This window comes from Cytophaga hutchinsonii ATCC 33406 (assembly GCF_000014145.1).
Lineage (GTDB): Bacteria > Bacteroidota > Bacteroidia > Cytophagales > Cytophagaceae > Cytophaga > Cytophaga hutchinsonii.
Genome location: NC_008255.1, coordinates 991,322 through 1,008,172, shown reverse-complemented (window position 1 = coordinate 1,008,172; position 16,851 = coordinate 991,322). Strand labels below are relative to the sequence as shown.

Annotated in this window: 12 protein-coding genes; 6 read left to right on the top strand and 6 right to left on the bottom strand. The window is 39.4% G+C overall.

Translation table 11 applies throughout. The annotated features are described in order from the left end of the window. Nucleotides 1–35: 35 nt before the first annotated feature. Both CHU_RS04270 and CHU_RS04265 read right to left on the bottom strand, forming a co-directional pair. Complete coding sequence (locus CHU_RS04270) at nt 36–2,396, bottom strand: GumC family protein (RefSeq protein ID WP_011584276.1); 2,361 nt, start codon at nt 2,394–2,396, stop codon at nt 36–38. A gap of 16 nt (nt 2,397–2,412) precedes the next feature. Next, on the bottom strand, nt 2,413–3,090 hold the full coding sequence (locus CHU_RS04265; RefSeq protein WP_177254189.1) for a polysaccharide biosynthesis/export family protein: 678 nt from the start codon (nt 3,088–3,090) through the stop codon (nt 2,413–2,415). A gap of 473 nt (nt 3,091–3,563) precedes the next feature. On the opposite strand from CHU_RS04265, the gene CHU_RS04260 reads away from it, so the two are divergent. The 6 genes from CHU_RS04260 to CHU_RS04245 all read left to right on the top strand — a co-directional run bounded on the left by CHU_RS04260 (nt 3,564) and on the right by CHU_RS04245 (nt 11,955). Beyond that, nucleotides 3,564–6,719, top strand: a complete 3,156-nt coding sequence (locus CHU_RS04260) for a beta strand repeat-containing protein (protein WP_011584274.1) — start codon at nt 3,564–3,566, stop codon at nt 6,717–6,719. Nucleotides 6,720–6,785: 66 nt separating this feature from the next. After that, entirely contained in the window at nt 6,786–7,001 is a 216-nt protein-coding gene (locus CHU_RS19115) for a PID-CTERM protein-sorting domain-containing protein (RefSeq protein WP_011584271.1), read from the top strand. 117 nt (nt 7,002–7,118) lie between these two features. Then, a complete protein-coding gene (locus CHU_RS04255; RefSeq protein ID WP_011584273.1) occupies nt 7,119–7,589 on the top strand; it encodes an exosortase/archaeosortase family protein in 471 nt (156 codons plus the stop codon). Nucleotides 7,590–7,923: 334 nt separating this feature from the next. Then, entirely contained in the window at nt 7,924–11,085 is a 3,162-nt protein-coding gene (locus CHU_RS04250; RefSeq protein WP_011584272.1) for a T9SS type A sorting domain-containing protein, read from the top strand. 66 nt (nt 11,086–11,151) lie between these two features. Next, on the top strand, nt 11,152–11,367 hold the full coding sequence (locus tag CHU_RS19110; protein ID WP_011584271.1) for a PID-CTERM protein-sorting domain-containing protein: 216 nt from the start codon (nt 11,152–11,154) through the stop codon (nt 11,365–11,367). 117 nt (nt 11,368–11,484) lie between these two features. Then, a complete protein-coding gene (locus tag CHU_RS04245) occupies nt 11,485–11,955 on the top strand; it encodes an exosortase/archaeosortase family protein (protein WP_011584270.1) in 471 nt (156 codons plus the stop codon). 57 nt (nt 11,956–12,012) lie between these two features. Here the strand turns inward: CHU_RS04245 and CHU_RS04240 are convergent, their stop codons facing one another. From CHU_RS04240 to CHU_RS04225, 4 genes are all read right to left on the bottom strand, one after another. Beyond that, on the bottom strand, nt 12,013–13,098 hold the full coding sequence (locus tag CHU_RS04240) for a glycosyltransferase family 4 protein (protein WP_011584269.1): 1,086 nt from the start codon (nt 13,096–13,098) through the stop codon (nt 12,013–12,015). Between the two features lie 214 nt (nt 13,099–13,312). Then, nucleotides 13,313–14,389: a glycosyltransferase gene (locus tag CHU_RS04235; RefSeq protein WP_011584268.1), complete on the bottom strand. Its 1,077-nt coding sequence runs from the start codon at nt 14,387–14,389 to the stop codon at nt 13,313–13,315. After that, entirely contained in the window at nt 14,386–15,594 is a 1,209-nt protein-coding gene (locus CHU_RS04230) for a glycosyltransferase family 4 protein (RefSeq protein WP_011584267.1), read from the bottom strand. Before CHU_RS04230 ends, CHU_RS04235 begins: the two co-directional genes overlap by 4 nt. Next, nucleotides 15,581–16,732, bottom strand: a complete 1,152-nt coding sequence (locus CHU_RS04225) for a hypothetical protein (protein ID WP_143143977.1) — start codon at nt 16,730–16,732, stop codon at nt 15,581–15,583. Before CHU_RS04225 ends, CHU_RS04230 begins: the two co-directional genes overlap by 14 nt. Nucleotides 16,733–16,851: the final 119 nt, after the last annotated feature.

The following is a 16,851-nucleotide window of genomic DNA, read 5'->3' as shown; positions in this document are numbered from 1 at the left end:
AATATTATACAACTGATTATGCTTTACACGTTTTTTTATTTTTTTCTGAAGGGCAATTTCGAGATAAATTTCTTTAAAAAAGAAGTGTTACGTTTATCCTCTTCGTAATAGCCATAACCGTAACCATAGCCGTAACCATAACCGTAACCATAACCGAATGTGCCGGATTTCTCTTTCAGGTCGTTGACAACAATAGCAAGATTCTTTATTTTTTTCTCCTCGTATAAATCGTTTAAACGATCCAGCAATTTAATTTCAGTTACACTATGACGGATAATATACAAATTCACATGAGAATACTTCATCAGCATATGACTATCCGAAACAAGACCGATCGGAGATGTATCCACAATAATATAATCGAAGTCTTTTTGAACGGCTGCTGCTAATTCGTCTAATTTTGCTGCAGACAACAGTTCAGCTGGATTAGGAGGGATTGGACCCGCAGGCAGAATAAATAAATTTTCCTGTTGTGTTTTAAAAATAACATCATCCAGTTTTACGGCATTTATGAGCCATGAACTTAAACCTACAGTATTGTCGAGTCCAAAATCAGTAAAGAGTTTAGGCTTACGTAAATCGGCACCTATTAACAATGTTTTTTTGCCGGACAAAGCCATTATGGAAGCTAAGTTTGTAGAGAAAAAGCTTTTCCCTTCTCCGCTTACAGAAGATGTTACCAGAATTATTTTATGTTCTTTATCCGGCGCTAAGTACTGTAAGTTAATCCGGATAGAACGGAATGCTTCAGAAATAGCTGATTTGGGTCTGTTCAAAACAACCAGATTATTTTCTTTTGTATTTGTATTACCGATTACACCTAAAATAGGAATATTGGTATTGCGGATAACGTCATCTTTAGTCATGACCTTATTATTCAAAACCTCGCGTACAATAATAAAACCTATAGGAACCAAAAATCCGATCAACAGCGCAAGGGAACGGATAAGATTTCCATTGGGGCCAACCATACCTACATTAAATATTTTTGCGGCATCTACTACTTTACATTGCGCAATGTTTGACGCTTTGGCAATACCGGATTCTGCACGTTTTTGTAATAAATAATTGTAAATATTGTCATTTAAATTAAATCGTCTCTGAATATCAACTAACGTACGTTCGTTTTGCGGCAGAAAAGATAACTGTGTTTCATATTTGGCTAAGCGCTGGTTAAGATCATTAAGCGTAATCTGAGCCGTACTGATCACATTCCGTATGCTTTCCAGCAAACTTTCTTTTGTATGTGCAATCTTGCCGTCCAGTTCTTTTAAATAAGGATTTTTGGTAGTGGAAGAACGCATGATTACATTCCGTTCATTATTCAATGCGATCAACTCGCTGATTAACTCCGTCAATAAATTATCGTCGATGCCCATTACATGCGGGGCAATAACTTCACTTAAGTTTTTATCCTGTCTCAGATACGCATAGAGGTATTCGTAATATTTGGCTTTGAGCAGCTCCATGGATTTTTGTTTTTCCAGATCATCCAGGTTTGCTTTGATGCCTTCAGCCGATGAACTGATGTCCATCACTTTATGTTTTTTTCGGAAAGACTCTAAATCCGTTTCAGCAGAGTTCAATGATTTTGAAACCTCTCCTAATTGTTCATCAATAAACCGTATCGTATTTATAGCTGTAATGTTTTTTTCATCAATACCGCTTTTGATATACGTTTGTGTATGCGTATTTAAAAAGGCTACCAATTTTTCGGGCACGGTACCCATTATAGAAAGTTCCACAATACCGGGTGCTTCTTTACCTGCACGTGCAATGCCCATGTAGTTGGTATATTGCTGTACCAGCTGTTCATGTTTATGAATGATAAAATATACATTATAATTTACCGGGCGGTGCTGGTTCAATGAGTCACATACGATAGTAAAATTTAACCCATTAGAATGTATCGGCGTATTAACGGCATAGATTTCGTTGATTACGTTTTTTTCCCCTATTCGCAATTGAAACGTTGTAGGCGATTTGAAATCGATGTAGATAGGACCGTGATGGTGTGCACCAGAATCCAGTAATACCGTAAACGGATTTTTGTGATACAGCTCTACGTCTTTAATATCACCTTTATGATAATAAGAAACATCAAAATCCAACTGATTGATCGTCTTTTCAACAAGATCATAGGATTTTATAAGCGCCAATTCATTCCCTACCTTTTTGTTCTCATTAAATAACGATGATTCTTCAAGCCCTAATGATTTTGTATCATCTTTGATCAAAATTGTGGTAGCTGCCCTGTATGTAGCAGTAGTATAATGTAAATAAACCCGTGCCGCTATATAACAGATACTTACAGAAACCAGAAAAAACATCCAGTAGGATAGTAGCTTTTGTATAATCCCTTTAAAATCTATGGTATTATTTTCTTTCTTTGCCATTCTTACTTATAATATACTATCTGCCTACAATGTTAATTAATACAACCGCAAGACTTGTAAGACTTACTAATAAAGTTACCTGTGAAAGGTTTGACCGCACAATCTTTGCCTTCAGCGGTTCTACGTATATTACGTCGTTGGGCATAATATAATAGTAGGGCGAATTTATCAATGTAATATCGGTAAAATCCAACTGTACGCTCACAGAGTTCGAGCCTTCTGTCCGTATCAGTTTTACGATTCTTCTGTTTCCATAATCTGCAAAATCCCCCCCCATAGCAATTGCTTCTATAAGAGTGGTTTTATCTTTTAATACTGTTTTCATGCCAGGCGATTTCACATCACCCAGCACAGTAAAATTAAAATTAGCCAGATCAACCAATACATATGCATCTGAAATATAATCCTTCAATTTCAGCGCAATCTTCTGCTGCACTTCATGCACACTTAATCCTTTTACTGATACACTATCCAGAATCGGGATTGTAATATATCCTTCTTCGGAAACTTTATAACCAACTCCTACCGGATCATCCGTTTCTGCTGATGTTTTCACGTTAAAAAAATCTGTGGCTTTTTGATTGTAGCTGGTAATGCTTACAAATAATACATCTCTTGGCTGTATTTTATAGGCAAAACGCATTTGATACAGCGTATCCCCCACCTCAACCGTTTTATTTTGAAATAAAGTCACTTTTTTATGTGATACGCAGGAAAAAGACGCAAATACGGCTATTAAAAATAGATACCTGATGGTTAAATTATTCATTATTTTGAAATATATGCATAATAAGACATACTGTAAATATATAAAAAAAATCCAAATGGAGACCTGCCAATGAAAAATTACTTCTATTTAGCACAACACGATTTTATATTTTTTAAGTACCAGTATATTATAAATTTAAACGTGCCGGCAAGCACTTTTTTGGGGAATATTAAATAAACATTATTTTATATTTGATTTATGCAATACAATTGTTAAAAAAATAAATTTCACTAAAACTAATCAGGTTTTTAAATAAGTAATATGTATTTTTATTCATATAAACATCATTACACATTACAACTTTTGTTTAATTAAATTATAATAATAATTCTCCTATAAAACACTATAGTTCAACGTGCATTAATTGCATAATTCTTTCAAACTTTAAATAAAACGCTATGAAATATTTTTACTCAGCTAAAAAAATAGTGCTATTATTCGTTCTTGCCTGTGTGAGCACATGGAGTTTTGGACAAACAATAGGTACGTACAATTTCAATTCCGGCACCTGTTCTACACAAACAGGTACGGCTTCGGTCTCAAATGTTACACTAAACACGGCCTCTGTAGCAAGTGGATTATCTTGTGCAATCGGCACTGGCGCTATTACGCTAACATCATCCAGCTGGCCTGGAACTCTATCATATCCAGACAATTCAAATACTTATTTACAGCTTTCTGTCACTCCAGCTGCCGGCTATGAAGTAAACATCAGCCAGATCATTGTTAAAGCTGCAAGAGGTAATGGCGGACCACGTACGCTTACTGTAGCTTATGACAAAGGATCCGGATATTCAAGCATAACCAGTGCCTCAACTGCTGCAACTGCTGTAACCTTGACATCAACAGCTTTTCCTCTTGATATTCCGGATGTCTCGTCTACCTCCACTATTAATTTTCGTCTGTATGGCTACAATGGAGGTGTTACAGCTACAAAAACCTTAATTACAGATTATATTGAAATTGACGGTTATGTTGCCATTGCCAGTCCAACGGTGCAATCTTCTATTTCTGTTATATCCAAAACCCTTAATTCCATCTCGTTAAATTTTACCGGTGGCAATGGTTCACAACGCATAGTACTCGCTCAGGAAGCAAGCCCGATCAGCGCTACACCTGTAGATCTCACCTCCTATAATGCTTCCAGTACATATGGAGCATCTACAACACCTATTGGTACTGCTTTCCCTGTTTACATCGGTTCTGGAAACGCGGTAACAGTTACCGGATTAAATCCTTCAACAACCTATCATTTCTCGGTGTTTGAATTCAACAAACTGGCTGGTACAAATACTGAAAACTATTTACTGCCTGGCGGTTCAACATCCGGCAAGACAAATAAAGGCACTTACACCTGGACAGCAGGAAGTTCGGGATCCTGGGCAAATCCTGCAAGCTGGACACCTAACAGAAATTCACCGGCCTTTGACGGTTCGGATTCGTTGATCTTTAACAGCGGCGGTACTATTACGGTGACAAATGTAACAGACCAGGATGTATTGAGCGGATTAAGTGTTTTAAATAATACGCATGTTATTTTAAAAGCCAGCGCACCGACAATTCTTTATGTAGTTGATTTCAACTCTACAGAAATATCTGTACAAACCGGTTCCGAATTGGAAGTCAACAGCACAAACGATTTCTTTCTTTATCTGGATACAGGTGTGGAGTTGCTGAACAACGGCACATTAACTCTTGCGCAAACAAACAATACCATCATCGGTACAGGAGATATAACAATCAATGGAACAATTTCGCTCGTACATCCTGATGGACTTTACGGTACATCAGGATCCAATGCCATTGATGCAGGAGCAACGTCCCTTACGCTGGGCGCTGCAAGTACTGTAAACTATGCCGGTGCAGCACAGACAATCACTACTGCCAATCCTACCCCATATGCAAACCTTACATTAAGCGGTTCTGGCACTAAAACACCTGATGGCAACCTGGATGTACACAACCTTACCCTGAGCGGTACTTCGGTATTAGCACTTGCTGCTTATGAGTTAAGTGTAGCCGGTAACTGGACCAGCTACTCTGCTGCAGCATTTACGGAAACAGGCAAAACCGTAACATTCAACGGTACCGCAGCACAGACTCTTTCAACTACAGGAGGTGAAATATTTGAAGGGCTAAATCTCAACAACTCCTCTCTTACATTATCTTCTCCGCTGCGCGTAAACGGACTGGTAACACTTACCGCCGGTACACTTGCTTCCGGCGGAAATCTTACCCTGAACCTGGCAACAGCTAAAATCGACGCTGCTGGTTCTGGTTCAATCAGCGGAAACATGAAAGTGATCCGTAACTTTGTACCGGCCAAAACGCATTATATTGCCTCTCCCTTAGCTGGTGTTACCGCTGCTGACATCGCCGATGAATATCCTGTAGTATCAGGAAGCCAATCCCGTTTACTTGATCTGGACTGCTCTACAAACAAATTCTTTGGTATTTATGACATGAGTACTCCGCTGGCACAGGGGGATGCGCTTTCTATGTTCTTCCCTGCTTCAGGAACGCCTGCAAACGGAGTGAACACCGTTACATTCACGGGTACTTATAATCATGCTGCTGCAAGCTATTCTTCTTCTTGCCCGGTAAATACTTCTGTAAAAGACTTCTTTGCAGGTAACCCTTATCCGTCTAACTTATTCTTAGGTGGAATTACCGGATCAGGTACTTCAGGTAATTACTATGTGTTTAACAACAATACATTCAATGTATATTCTTCTGTAACAGGAATCGGTACTGGTGTAATTGTGAATGGATATGTGGCACCCATGCAGGGCTTCCAGGTGGAAACTGACGGAACGGGCGGAACCGCTTCGGTAACAATCCCTTCAAGTGCCAGAGATGTTGCACAGACTACTTCCTATGCCCGTACCGCTGTGGCTGATAACATCATCCGCTTACAGGCGTCAAACGGTACATTTACCGATGAAACCGTTATCCTGTTTACTGATGCTGCTACAAATGGTTTTGATCTGGGATATGATGCCGGTAAAATGCGCAATACTGGAACGAACACTCCTAACCTGTATACATTAGCCGATACAACAAAACTGATCATTAACAGCCTGGCGCCCCTTACAAATACCGTTGATATTCCCTTGAACATCACTACTACCACTACTTCTAACTATACCCTGTCTTTCACAAACAAAGACGCTTTTGATACTTTCAAATCGGTATACCTGATCTTCCCGGATGGAGCACTGCACAACTTAACACAGAACCCTGCCGTAACCGTGGCAACAAACCCGGCAACACCATACATACTACGTGTAGGCACTGAAAACATTACTACTTCAGCTTCTAAAGCAAAAACAAATAATGCTTTAAAAGCTTACATGAACGAAGATATGCTGGTTGTTACAATGAACAGCAACATTCAGCAGGTGGAAGTGTATGACCTAACAGGAAACAGAATCGCGGAAGGAACAACGGATGCGGGTTCCTTCACTACTAAATTATCTGCTAAAGCGGGTATTTATGTGGTAAAGGTGCTTTCTGAAAATAACCTGTACACAACTAAAATAGCAGTTAAATAATTATTTGTATATTTATTACGGAACGGTATTAACCGTTCCGTTTTTCATTGACAAGCTATAAAAACTATGAAAAAGTTATCTAAAACAATTCTTTTTATATGCCTTTGCGGGATGAGCATTGCCTCTTTTGCACAGGCCGGCGGTGCTGAGCAGCCTTGCGACGGGGATGATCCGTTTGACTGTCCTGAAATTCCCATTGACGGGGGGGCCTCTTTCCTTTTACTGGCAGGTGCTGGAGCGGTTGTAACACGTATGATAAAAAAACGCAGCAGCAACGCCTAATCTGTTCTGGAAAAATTAAACGCATTTCTTATCAAAAACAAACCTGTTTGGCTATTCCTGCTTAAACTGGTTTGTTTTTATGTTATCCTTACAACACTTTTCTGGGCGTATATCGGCGTGGCAGACCCGCGCGGAACCTATTACTTCCCTTTCCTGAAGTACATCAATGTACTTAAATGGGTGCTCAGCTTTTTACTCTACCCAACCGAATGGATGATGGAACTTTCAGGATACGATGCATATATCGTTTTCTTCCCGGACTTATTTAAAGACGGAGGTGCTATCGGAATTATTCCCGGATGGCAGTTAAGGGTTGCTTTTCCATGTATGGGTTTTAAGATCATGATCAGCTTTCTGGCGCTGATGTTTGCTTACAGAGGAACTAAAAAATGGATCTATATTCCACTCGGATTACTTTTTATTCAGGTCATAAACCTGCTCCGCGTATGGGGGATTGTGGCTGCACTTATCAATAACAAATGGGGAATGACTACCAGAGAAATGGTAAATATCAGTCACGACTTTTTTAATTACTCCTCTTACATCTGTATTTTTCTATTCTTCCTGTTCTGGATAAGAAAAAAATAAATAGGACTGAAAAAGAACATAAGATAATCTATTATATACATTAATTTGAATTAATGTATTTTTATGATTTTTTAACTACGAGAAACACATTCCCATATTTACCATTTATATGGCTCTAAACACTTCAATCCAACCTCATTTATATTATTTATTTGATTTGTTATATATAATCTTTCAGGATATTTAAAAAGTAATATTTTTATCACATTTAACTTAAGATAACAAAATCTATTTGTATTTTTAACATAAGTTAATTAATTGATTCAAATGTGTTAACGTATGATAAACATTTGAATTACAATTATTGAGAAAATCTTATTTTAAAAGTATTGCTATGAAATATTTGTACTCAGCAAAAAAACTATTGTTATTATTTTTACTTACCTCCATCTGCTCATTAGGTTATGGACAGACAATAGGTACGTACAATTTTAATTCAGGAACATGTTCTACACAAACAGGCACCGCGTCAGTTTCAAATGTAACATTGAATGCTACTACTACAGGTGCAGGTCTTACCTGCACAATTGGATCAGGAGCAATTACATTAACGTCCACCTCTAACTGGCCAGCGTCGTTAACCTATCCTGCAAACAGTAATGCTTACTTAGAATTTTCAGTAACACCTGCCGTTGGATATGAAGTAAATATCAGTCAGGTCATTGTAAAAGCAGCCAGGGGAAATGGTGGCGCAAAAAATCTTACTGTAGCATATGACAACGGATCCGGATATTCTACTGCGACAAGTGCGTCTATAGCTCCTGCAACAGTAACTACTTCATCACTTGCTTTTACGCTTGATATTCCGGATGTCTCGTCTACCTCCACTGTTACATTCCGTTTGTATGGATATACAGGTGCAGTAACTTCTCCGAAATCCTTAATCACAGATTACATTCAAATCGACGGAAATGTTGCCATTGCCAGTCCAACGATGCAATCTTCTATAGCTGTTACTTCAGCTACAATCAATTCTGCAACACTTAGCTTTACGGGCGGAAATGGTTCTCAACGTTTAGTACTTGCTCAGGAAGCAAGCCCGATCAGCGCTGCACCGACTGATCTTACCTCCTACAATGCCTCAAGTGTTTTCGGAGCATCCTCAACTCCTATTGGAGGTGCAGCTTTCCCTGTTTACATCGGTTCTGGAAATGCGGTAACAGTTACCGGCTTAAATCCATCTACAACGTATTATTTCTCCGTGTTTGAATTCAACAAACTGGCTGGTACAAATACTGAAAACTATTTACTGCCTGGCGGTTCAACATCCGTCAAAACCAATAAAGGTATTTATACCTGGTCAGCAGGAAGTTCCGGATCATGGGCAAATCCTGCAAGCTGGACACCTAACAGAAATTCACCGGCCTTTGACGGTTCGGATTCGTTGATCTTTAACAGCGGCGGTACTATTACGGTGACAAATGTTACTGATCAGGATGTATTTAGCGGACTTTCTATTTTTAATAATACACATTTAATATTAAGTGCATCTGCACCAACAACTTTATATGCTATAGATTTTTCCGGATATGAAATCGCTATTGAATCCGGCTCTACTCTTGAGATCAACAGCACAAACGATTTCTTCCTATATCTGGATTATAATTCCAGCCTTACTTCAGAAGGCACATTAATTCTTGCTAAAACAAACAATACCATCATCGGTACAGGAGATATAACAATCAATGGAACAATTTCGCTCGTACATCCTGATGGACTTTACGGTACATCAGGATCCAATGCCATTGATGCAGGAGCAACATCCCTTACGCTGGGCGCTGCAAGTACTGTAAACTATGCCGGTGCAGCACAGACAATCACTACTGCCAATCCTACCCCATATGCAAACCTTACATTAAGCGGTTCTGGCACTAAAACACCTGATGGCAACCTGGATGTACACAACCTTACCCTGAGCGGTACTTCGGTATTAGCACTTGCTGCTTATGAGTTAAGTGTAGCCGGTAACTGGACCAGCTACTCTGCTGCAGCATTTACGGAAACAGGCAAAACCGTAACATTCAACGGTACCGCAGCACAGACTCTTTCAACTACAGGAGGTGAAATATTTGAAGGGCTAAATCTCAACAACTCCTCTCTTACATTATCTTCTCCGCTGCGCGTAAACGGACTGGTAACACTTACCGCCGGTACACTTACCGCCGGCGGAAATCTTACCCTGAACCTGGCAACAGCTAAAATCGACGCTGCTGGTTCTGGTTCGATCAGCGGAAACATGAAAGTGATCCGTAACTTTGTACCGGCCAAAACGCATTATATTGCCTCTCCCTTAGCTGGTGTTACCGCTGCTGACATCGCCGATGAATATCCTGTAGTATCAGGAAGCCAATCCCGTTTACTTGATCTGGACTGCTCTACAAACAAATTCTTTGGTATTTATGACATGAGTACTCCGCTGGCACAGGGGGATGCGCTTTCTATGTTCTTCCCTGCTTCAGGAACGCCTGCAAACGGAGTGAACACCGTTACATTCACGGGTACTTATAATCATGCTGCTGCAAGCTATTCTTCTTCTTGCCCGGTAAATACTTCTGTAAAAGACTTCTTTGCAGGTAACCCTTATCCGTCTAACTTATTCTTAGGTGGAATTACCGGATCAGGTACTTCAGGTAATTACTATGTGTTTAACAACAATACATTCAATGTATATTCTTCTGTAACAGGAATCGGTACTGGTGTAATTGTGAATGGATATGTGGCACCCATGCAGGGCTTCCAGGTGGAAACTGACGGAACGGGCGGAACCGCTTCGGTAACAATCCCTTCAAGTGCCAGAGATGTTGCACAGACTACTTCCTATGCCCGTACCGCTGTGGCTGATAACATCATCCGCTTACAGGCGTCAAACGGTACATTTACCGATGAAACCGTTATCCTGTTTACTGATGCTGCTACAAATGGTTTTGATCTGGGATATGATGCCGGTAAAATGCGCAATACTGGAACGAACACTCCTAACCTGTATACATTAGCCGATACAACAAAACTGATCATTAACAGCCTGGCGCCCCTTACAAATACCGTTGATATTCCCTTGAACATCACTACTACCACTACTTCTAACTATACCCTGTCTTTCACAAACAAAGACGCTTTTGATACTTTCAAATCGGTATACCTGATCTTCCCGGATGGAGCACTGCACAACTTAACACAGAACCCTGCCGTAACCGTGGCAACAAACCCGGCAACACCATACATACTACGTGTAGGCACTGAAAACATTACTACTTCAGCTTCTAAAGCAAAAACAAATAATGCTTTAAAAGCTTACATGAATGAAGATATGCTGGTTGTTACAATGAACAGCAACATTCAGCAGGTGGAAGTGTATGACCTAACAGGAAACAGAATCGCGGAAGGAACAACGGATGCGGGTTCCTTCACTACTAAATTATCTGCTAAAGCGGGTATTTATGTGGTAAAGGTACTTTCTGAAAATAACCTGTACACAACTAAAATAGCAGTTAAATAATTATTTGTATATTTATTACGGAACGGTATCAACCGTTCCGTTTTTCATCGACAAGCTATAAAAACTATGAAAAAATTATCTAAAACAATTCTTTTTATATGCCTTTGCGGGATGAGCATTGCCTCTTTTGCACAGGCCGGCGGTGCTGAACAGCCTTGCGACGGGGATGATCCGTTTGACTGTCCTGAAATTCCCATTGACGGGGGGGCCTCTTTCCTTTTACTGGCAGGTGCTGGAGCGGTTGTAACACGTATGATAAAAAAACGCAGCAGCAACGCCTAATCTGTTCTGGAAAAATTAAACGCATTTCTTATCAAAAACAAACCTGTTTGGCTATTCCTGCTTAAACTGGTTTGTTTTTATGTTATCCTTACAACACTTTTCTGGGCGTACATAGGCGTGGCAGACCCGCGCGGAACCTATTACTTCCCTTTCCTGAAGTACATCAATGTACTTAAATGGGTGCTCAGCTTTTTACTCTACCCAACCGAATGGATGATGGAACTTTCAGGATACGATGCATATATCGTTTTCTTCCCGGACTTATTTAGAGACGGAGGTGCTATCGGAATTATTCCCGGATGGCAGTTAAGGGTTGCTTTTCCATGTATGGGTTTTAAGATCATGATCAGCTTTCTGGCGCTGATGTTTGCTTACAGAGGAACTAAAAAATGGATCTATATTCCACTCGGATTACTTTTTATTCAGGTCATAAACCTGCTCCGCGTATGGGGGATTGTGGCTGCACTCATCAATAACAAATGGGGAATGACTACCAGAGAAATGGTAAATATCAGTCACGACTTTTTTAATTACTCCTCTTACATCTGTATTTTTCTATTCTTCCTGTACTGGATAAGAAAAAAATAAATAGCTAACAGTAGCGTTTATCTATACTCTGTAGATCTGACATCCGTACAGGTGACATCATTTTTTCAACAGTACTTCTTTAATTTCTTCTACAAACCTGTTAGAATTAAATCGTATTTGAGTTGTCTTTTTAGTCTGTTCAATAGCCTGCTTTAGCTGCGGCAGTTGCTGCACAGAGTTAAACAGTACTTCTGCTAATAGCGCCGGGTTCTGCGCTTCTGTTTTGAAAAATGTATCGTATCCACTGATTTCCTCAATACCTCCCTGATGTGTTGATACAACAACATTTCCGGTAACATATGCTTCAATAATACTTATTGGCTGCCCTTCCATAATATACCAGGTTGGCAAAACGAAAATATCAGACCAATACAGCAGTTCCTTTTTCTTGGGCAAATCTGCTAATCCTAAAAAGTATACCTTATCTTCTTTTAAGCGGTCAATCCTTTTCTGTATTTCTGCTTGCATACCTCTTTCAATATTGCCTGCAAGCGCAACCTTAAAATGAAGTTTGTGAGCATCCTGTAAAATAATGAGTGCATCCAGAAATTCTAAAATGCCTTTGCCTAACATTAAATTACTCAGAAATAAAAAATGAGGAACACTATGTACTGTGCGCTCTAAGGCAGGATGAATCAATTCCTGATCGTAAAAATTTTCGACAACAGCTATATTTACTTTCGTAAAAATATTTTGTATGTCTTTTGCCAACGATTCAGACAAAGCTATTACACAACTGCTTTTTGAGAATAAGACTTTTATGATACGTTGTTTTCTGCGGCTCATATTCAAGTACGATTTACTTAAATATCCCCCATGAATGTGAAAAACGTACGGAATACCTGCAAGCCAGCAATAACAGATAAAAGGTGAATATTTTACAACACCCCAGAATGTCTGACCAATGGTCATATACACAACATCCTTTCCGGAAACCTTGAATATATTTTTATAAATAGATAAAAAAGTAAGGATCTTATGGAGGCTTATTTTATCTCCCTGCATGGAGGCAATTTTACCGGTTTCTGTATTAATACGGTTTACCTGATCACCTTGACTTGTTAAAGAATGATATAAAAAATCATTACTTACAGTAACTCCATTTACAACCGGAGGAAAAGGCCCTATCATCAACACTTTCATACAAGAACAATCATCTTTAGACGTCGAAAACGCAAAAACCTTACGCTTTATTCCTCAGATTAAATTAATATGCTAAAAGTGCGAAAAAATAGTTGAATTACGCATGTCTTTGATCAAGATTTTTAATCGGCAAACAAGGAACCTGATTTTTTTGTAGAGATTGTCTGCACACGATGTAAACTATTTCTACAAAACAAATCTTTTTTTCTTCCCGCTATCTGCCAGCCTGTGCCAGCCGTGCTATGGACCCTGCCCATGTATCGGGTGTGTAGTTACGAATCAATTGCATAGAATTTTTTCCTGTTATCTCTATCCCCTTTTCACTCAAGGCCGCAAAAGCATTAAGCCGTTCAATCAGTTCCTGTTGCGTATTGCTATTAAAAGACCAGCCATTTACACCTTCTGCTACCAACTCCGGCATACACCCACAGGCATCTGATACCAGGATGGGTAAACCGGCCGACATCGCTTCATTCACTACCAGCCCCCAGGGTTCAAAAGAACTTGGCAAAACAAAAACAACGGCTTCGGCATATGCTTTTGGCAATGCAGCATAAGGCACCCAGCCTGCCAGCTGAACCCGGTCTGAAAGGCCGAGTATATCAATTTGGGACTGTAATGCAGGGCGAAGCGGCCCTTCACCTATCAGCATTAAGTTGTAGGTATTGCTGATCACTGATTTTGCATAACTATCAATCAGAAAAGAAAGATTTTTTTCTTCACTGTAACGGGCAATGGTTAAGACATATTTTTTTTCTGTAAATAGCCTTCGCTGAAAATGATTATTATCGACTACACTATAACCCGTTTCAATTTTCTCCGGATTGATTTTATAGTTTTTTGTAAAATGATCAAACGCTCTTTTCCCGGAAACAAAGAAGTAATTACCGAGTGATTTTAACAGTAGGGATTTTAAGAAATCTTTTAGTTTTCCCCTGGAATACCAGGATTCAGAAAAAATAATTGTACGGATACCTTTTAATCGTGCATACAATAAAAATATATGATATTCCGTACGCCCGTATGGCATTGCAACCACAGCAATGGAATGTGTTTTAATAATCCTGCGGAATGTGCGGAAACGGTTCCAGATATCTGATTGCTCTGCAGGTTTTGATGAAAGCACCGTATGTGTTGTTTTTGCAATGCTATCCCATTTATATAGGTTATCTGTACCTGCCAGATCAGCTGTAAATACAGGTGCTCCAAGCAATTTTTCACATGCTTTTACACGTGAAAGATGATAGTCGCCTATCCGGTCCCAGATCAATAATATAGTATCTTGACTCATAGTATGCTTGCTATATCGGCTGTAAATTTTTCTGTATTGAATGCGCTAACGGTATTCAGACAGTTACCTGCACACATACGCAGCAGATCCGGATCAGACAGTATATTTTTTAATACCGCGGCCAATTCTTTACTAGTTACCGGTTCTATTATCCAGCCATTTTTTCCGTGCTGCACTACGTCACCGCAATGCGTTGTTGCTATAACAGGCAGCTGCCAGGCCATGGATTCTAATTGCGTTAATCCAAACCCATCGGAGAACGTTGGAAATAAAAATACATCTGCCTGCCTGTAATACATATCTGTTTCTTCCCGTGTTACCAGGCCATGATGAACAATGTTGGCTTGCGTTGAAAAGTCATCTGATATTTCAGAACGGCCTACACATATAAACTCTATCGGTAAGCCGTATAATTCTTTCGCTGCCTGTATTACAAGATGAATACCTTTCCGTACGGTCAGCGTTCCTAAAAACAAACAGCGCAACGGCCGTTCAGCTGAAAATGCGGCAGGGTAAACACGCGAAAATGCTGCATGCTTTTTTTCTACGATGAAGGGCAAGGAAATTACACTGATTTTATGTGCAGGAATTCCGTGCTTTATCAATCCGGTTTTGCTCCATTCCGAGTTAACCATAATCCGATCAGCCAGGCTGCACTCCTGTTTCCATCTTTCCCAATATACCTCCGGAGCTGGCTCCCAGCTTGTAACAGAAGCATATGTGTTTAATAAATCTGAAACGATCAGCTCTTCCTCTATGCCCGGATCTACCTGGAACAATATTGTTTTCATTCCTTTTTGCCTGGCAATTTTAAAACACTCCAAAGCCGTGTAACTGATTCCGAATACACAGTTGGCCTGCACTGATTCATGCATTTTATTAACAGCCCGAAGCTGAAACTGCCGGTCTCTTTTCATTATCAGTGCCCAGCCATAGGTATGTTTAAACCGCAGGTAAAATTCAAGCAATAAAAAAAAGAAACCAAAAGACCGGACTTTTTGAGAAGAAATATCTTTTGAGTAACGGCCGGCAAGAGAACGTAAAGCTCTTACAGGCAACAGCGTGAGCAGATAGCGCGTACATCCTGAACCGATCCATGTATCTGTAATCAGCATATCCAGCTGCCCAGAAGCTTCTATTGCTTTGGGAAGCAGGTAATGCGCACGCGCACCTATGTGGACACATATAACCTTAGACTTTTTCAAGCAGCAATTGTTTTTTTACAAACTGTTTGTATTTATATACAAAATATATAATCGGCCAATAGCTCATCAATACTACTGCAACATCTCCGGGCAAATCTCCACTTCTGAAAAGCGGGATCAATGCGGTTAATAAAACACCTGTTAATACCCACGAAAGATCTGATCTGAATTGGTTGATATACCGATATAGCCACACTAAAAAAAATGCCCATAGTATTGAAAAGATAACGACTCCTTCAGCGCCCATCTCACCATAAAATACGCCATAAATTGTTGGAGAAAAACCAACCGTTGTTTTTTCCAAACCATATTTTTTCTGATAATTCTGAAACCAGCCTGCTAAGGGTTTGTCTGGCCAGAAATTGCGGGGGATAGGCCTGAGCAGAATATTCAAGTGATCAAATCCATAGGTATAATCCAGGTATTTTGGATAGACCTGATACATCATCATGAAACCATCAATAAAATTTACATCGTCTGATTCTTCCATCCGGTCTACACTTTCTTCATACAGCTCATCAATAGACAGCGATCTCGATTCAGCGTTGGAGTAACGTAACACCCGTGCTGCGGAAAAAATCACAAGAATGGCAAATAACCCTGCTGCCATAAACCATAATTTATTTATGGGTTTAATGTTTCGTGTAACGAAATAGCCAACAGGAATCATCCAGCCTAAAAACTGAAAGCGTAATTCCGGACTGTACGAGATAAAAGCAATGCATAAAAATGAAACGAGATAAATAATCTTTATTTGTGTGTTAGAAACTTTTGTAACAATAAAGATCATAAAGAACAGTAATATAAATGAGCTGTTAGCCAGCTTGGTTAAATAGCTATAACTATTCTCAACATTGTGAAGAACGATTTGAAAGAATGTAAAAATTCCCAAACCAATGAAAATAATAGTCTTGCGTTGCAGTAAAAAATTCTTCAGGTATTCGTTTGAATCCGGAACAAGTTTCTGAGGTTTTTTATAAAAGTACATAACCATGTACTGCATCGTTGAACTGCCCACTAAGATAAGGGTTGCCACCTCATAGGCCATTTCTAATGTAAAAACAAAATTGATCTGATAGTTAAAATTTACAAAATTACTGAGCCCCAATTCGAGCGACAATATTCTGTATTGGACCATAATATTAAAAAGTGATATAAAGATGGGTATCTCACAACGCTTTTGAAGGTAAAACACTATAGCCAGTACGAGGTTTATTGCCAGTACTATATATATCAAATCCTTATCCATTCACCTAT

Excerpts from the sequence above, each read along its gene's own strand:
- CHU_RS04270 (WP_011584276.1), bottom strand. The coding sequence starts at position 2,396 with ATGGCAAAGAAAGAAAATAATACCATAGATTTTAAAGGGATTATACAA.
- CHU_RS19115 (WP_011584271.1), top strand. The coding sequence starts at position 6,786 with ATGAAAAAGTTATCTAAAACAATTCTTTTTATATGCCTTTGCGGGATG.
- CHU_RS04260 (WP_011584274.1), top strand. The coding sequence starts at position 3,564 with ATGAAATATTTTTACTCAGCTAAAAAAATAGTGCTATTATTCGTTCTT.
- CHU_RS04240 (WP_011584269.1), bottom strand. The coding sequence starts at position 13,098 with ATGAAAGTGTTGATGATAGGGCCTTTTCCTCCGGTTGTAAATGGAGTT.
- CHU_RS04225 (WP_143143977.1), bottom strand. The coding sequence starts at position 16,732 with ATGGTCCAATACAGAATATTGTCGCTCGAATTGGGGCTCAGTAATTTT.
- CHU_RS19110 (WP_011584271.1), top strand. The coding sequence starts at position 11,152 with ATGAAAAAATTATCTAAAACAATTCTTTTTATATGCCTTTGCGGGATG.
- CHU_RS04250 (WP_011584272.1), top strand. The coding sequence starts at position 7,924 with ATGAAATATTTGTACTCAGCAAAAAAACTATTGTTATTATTTTTACTT.
- CHU_RS04235 (WP_011584268.1), bottom strand. The coding sequence starts at position 14,389 with ATGAGTCAAGATACTATATTATTGATCTGGGACCGGATAGGCGACTAT.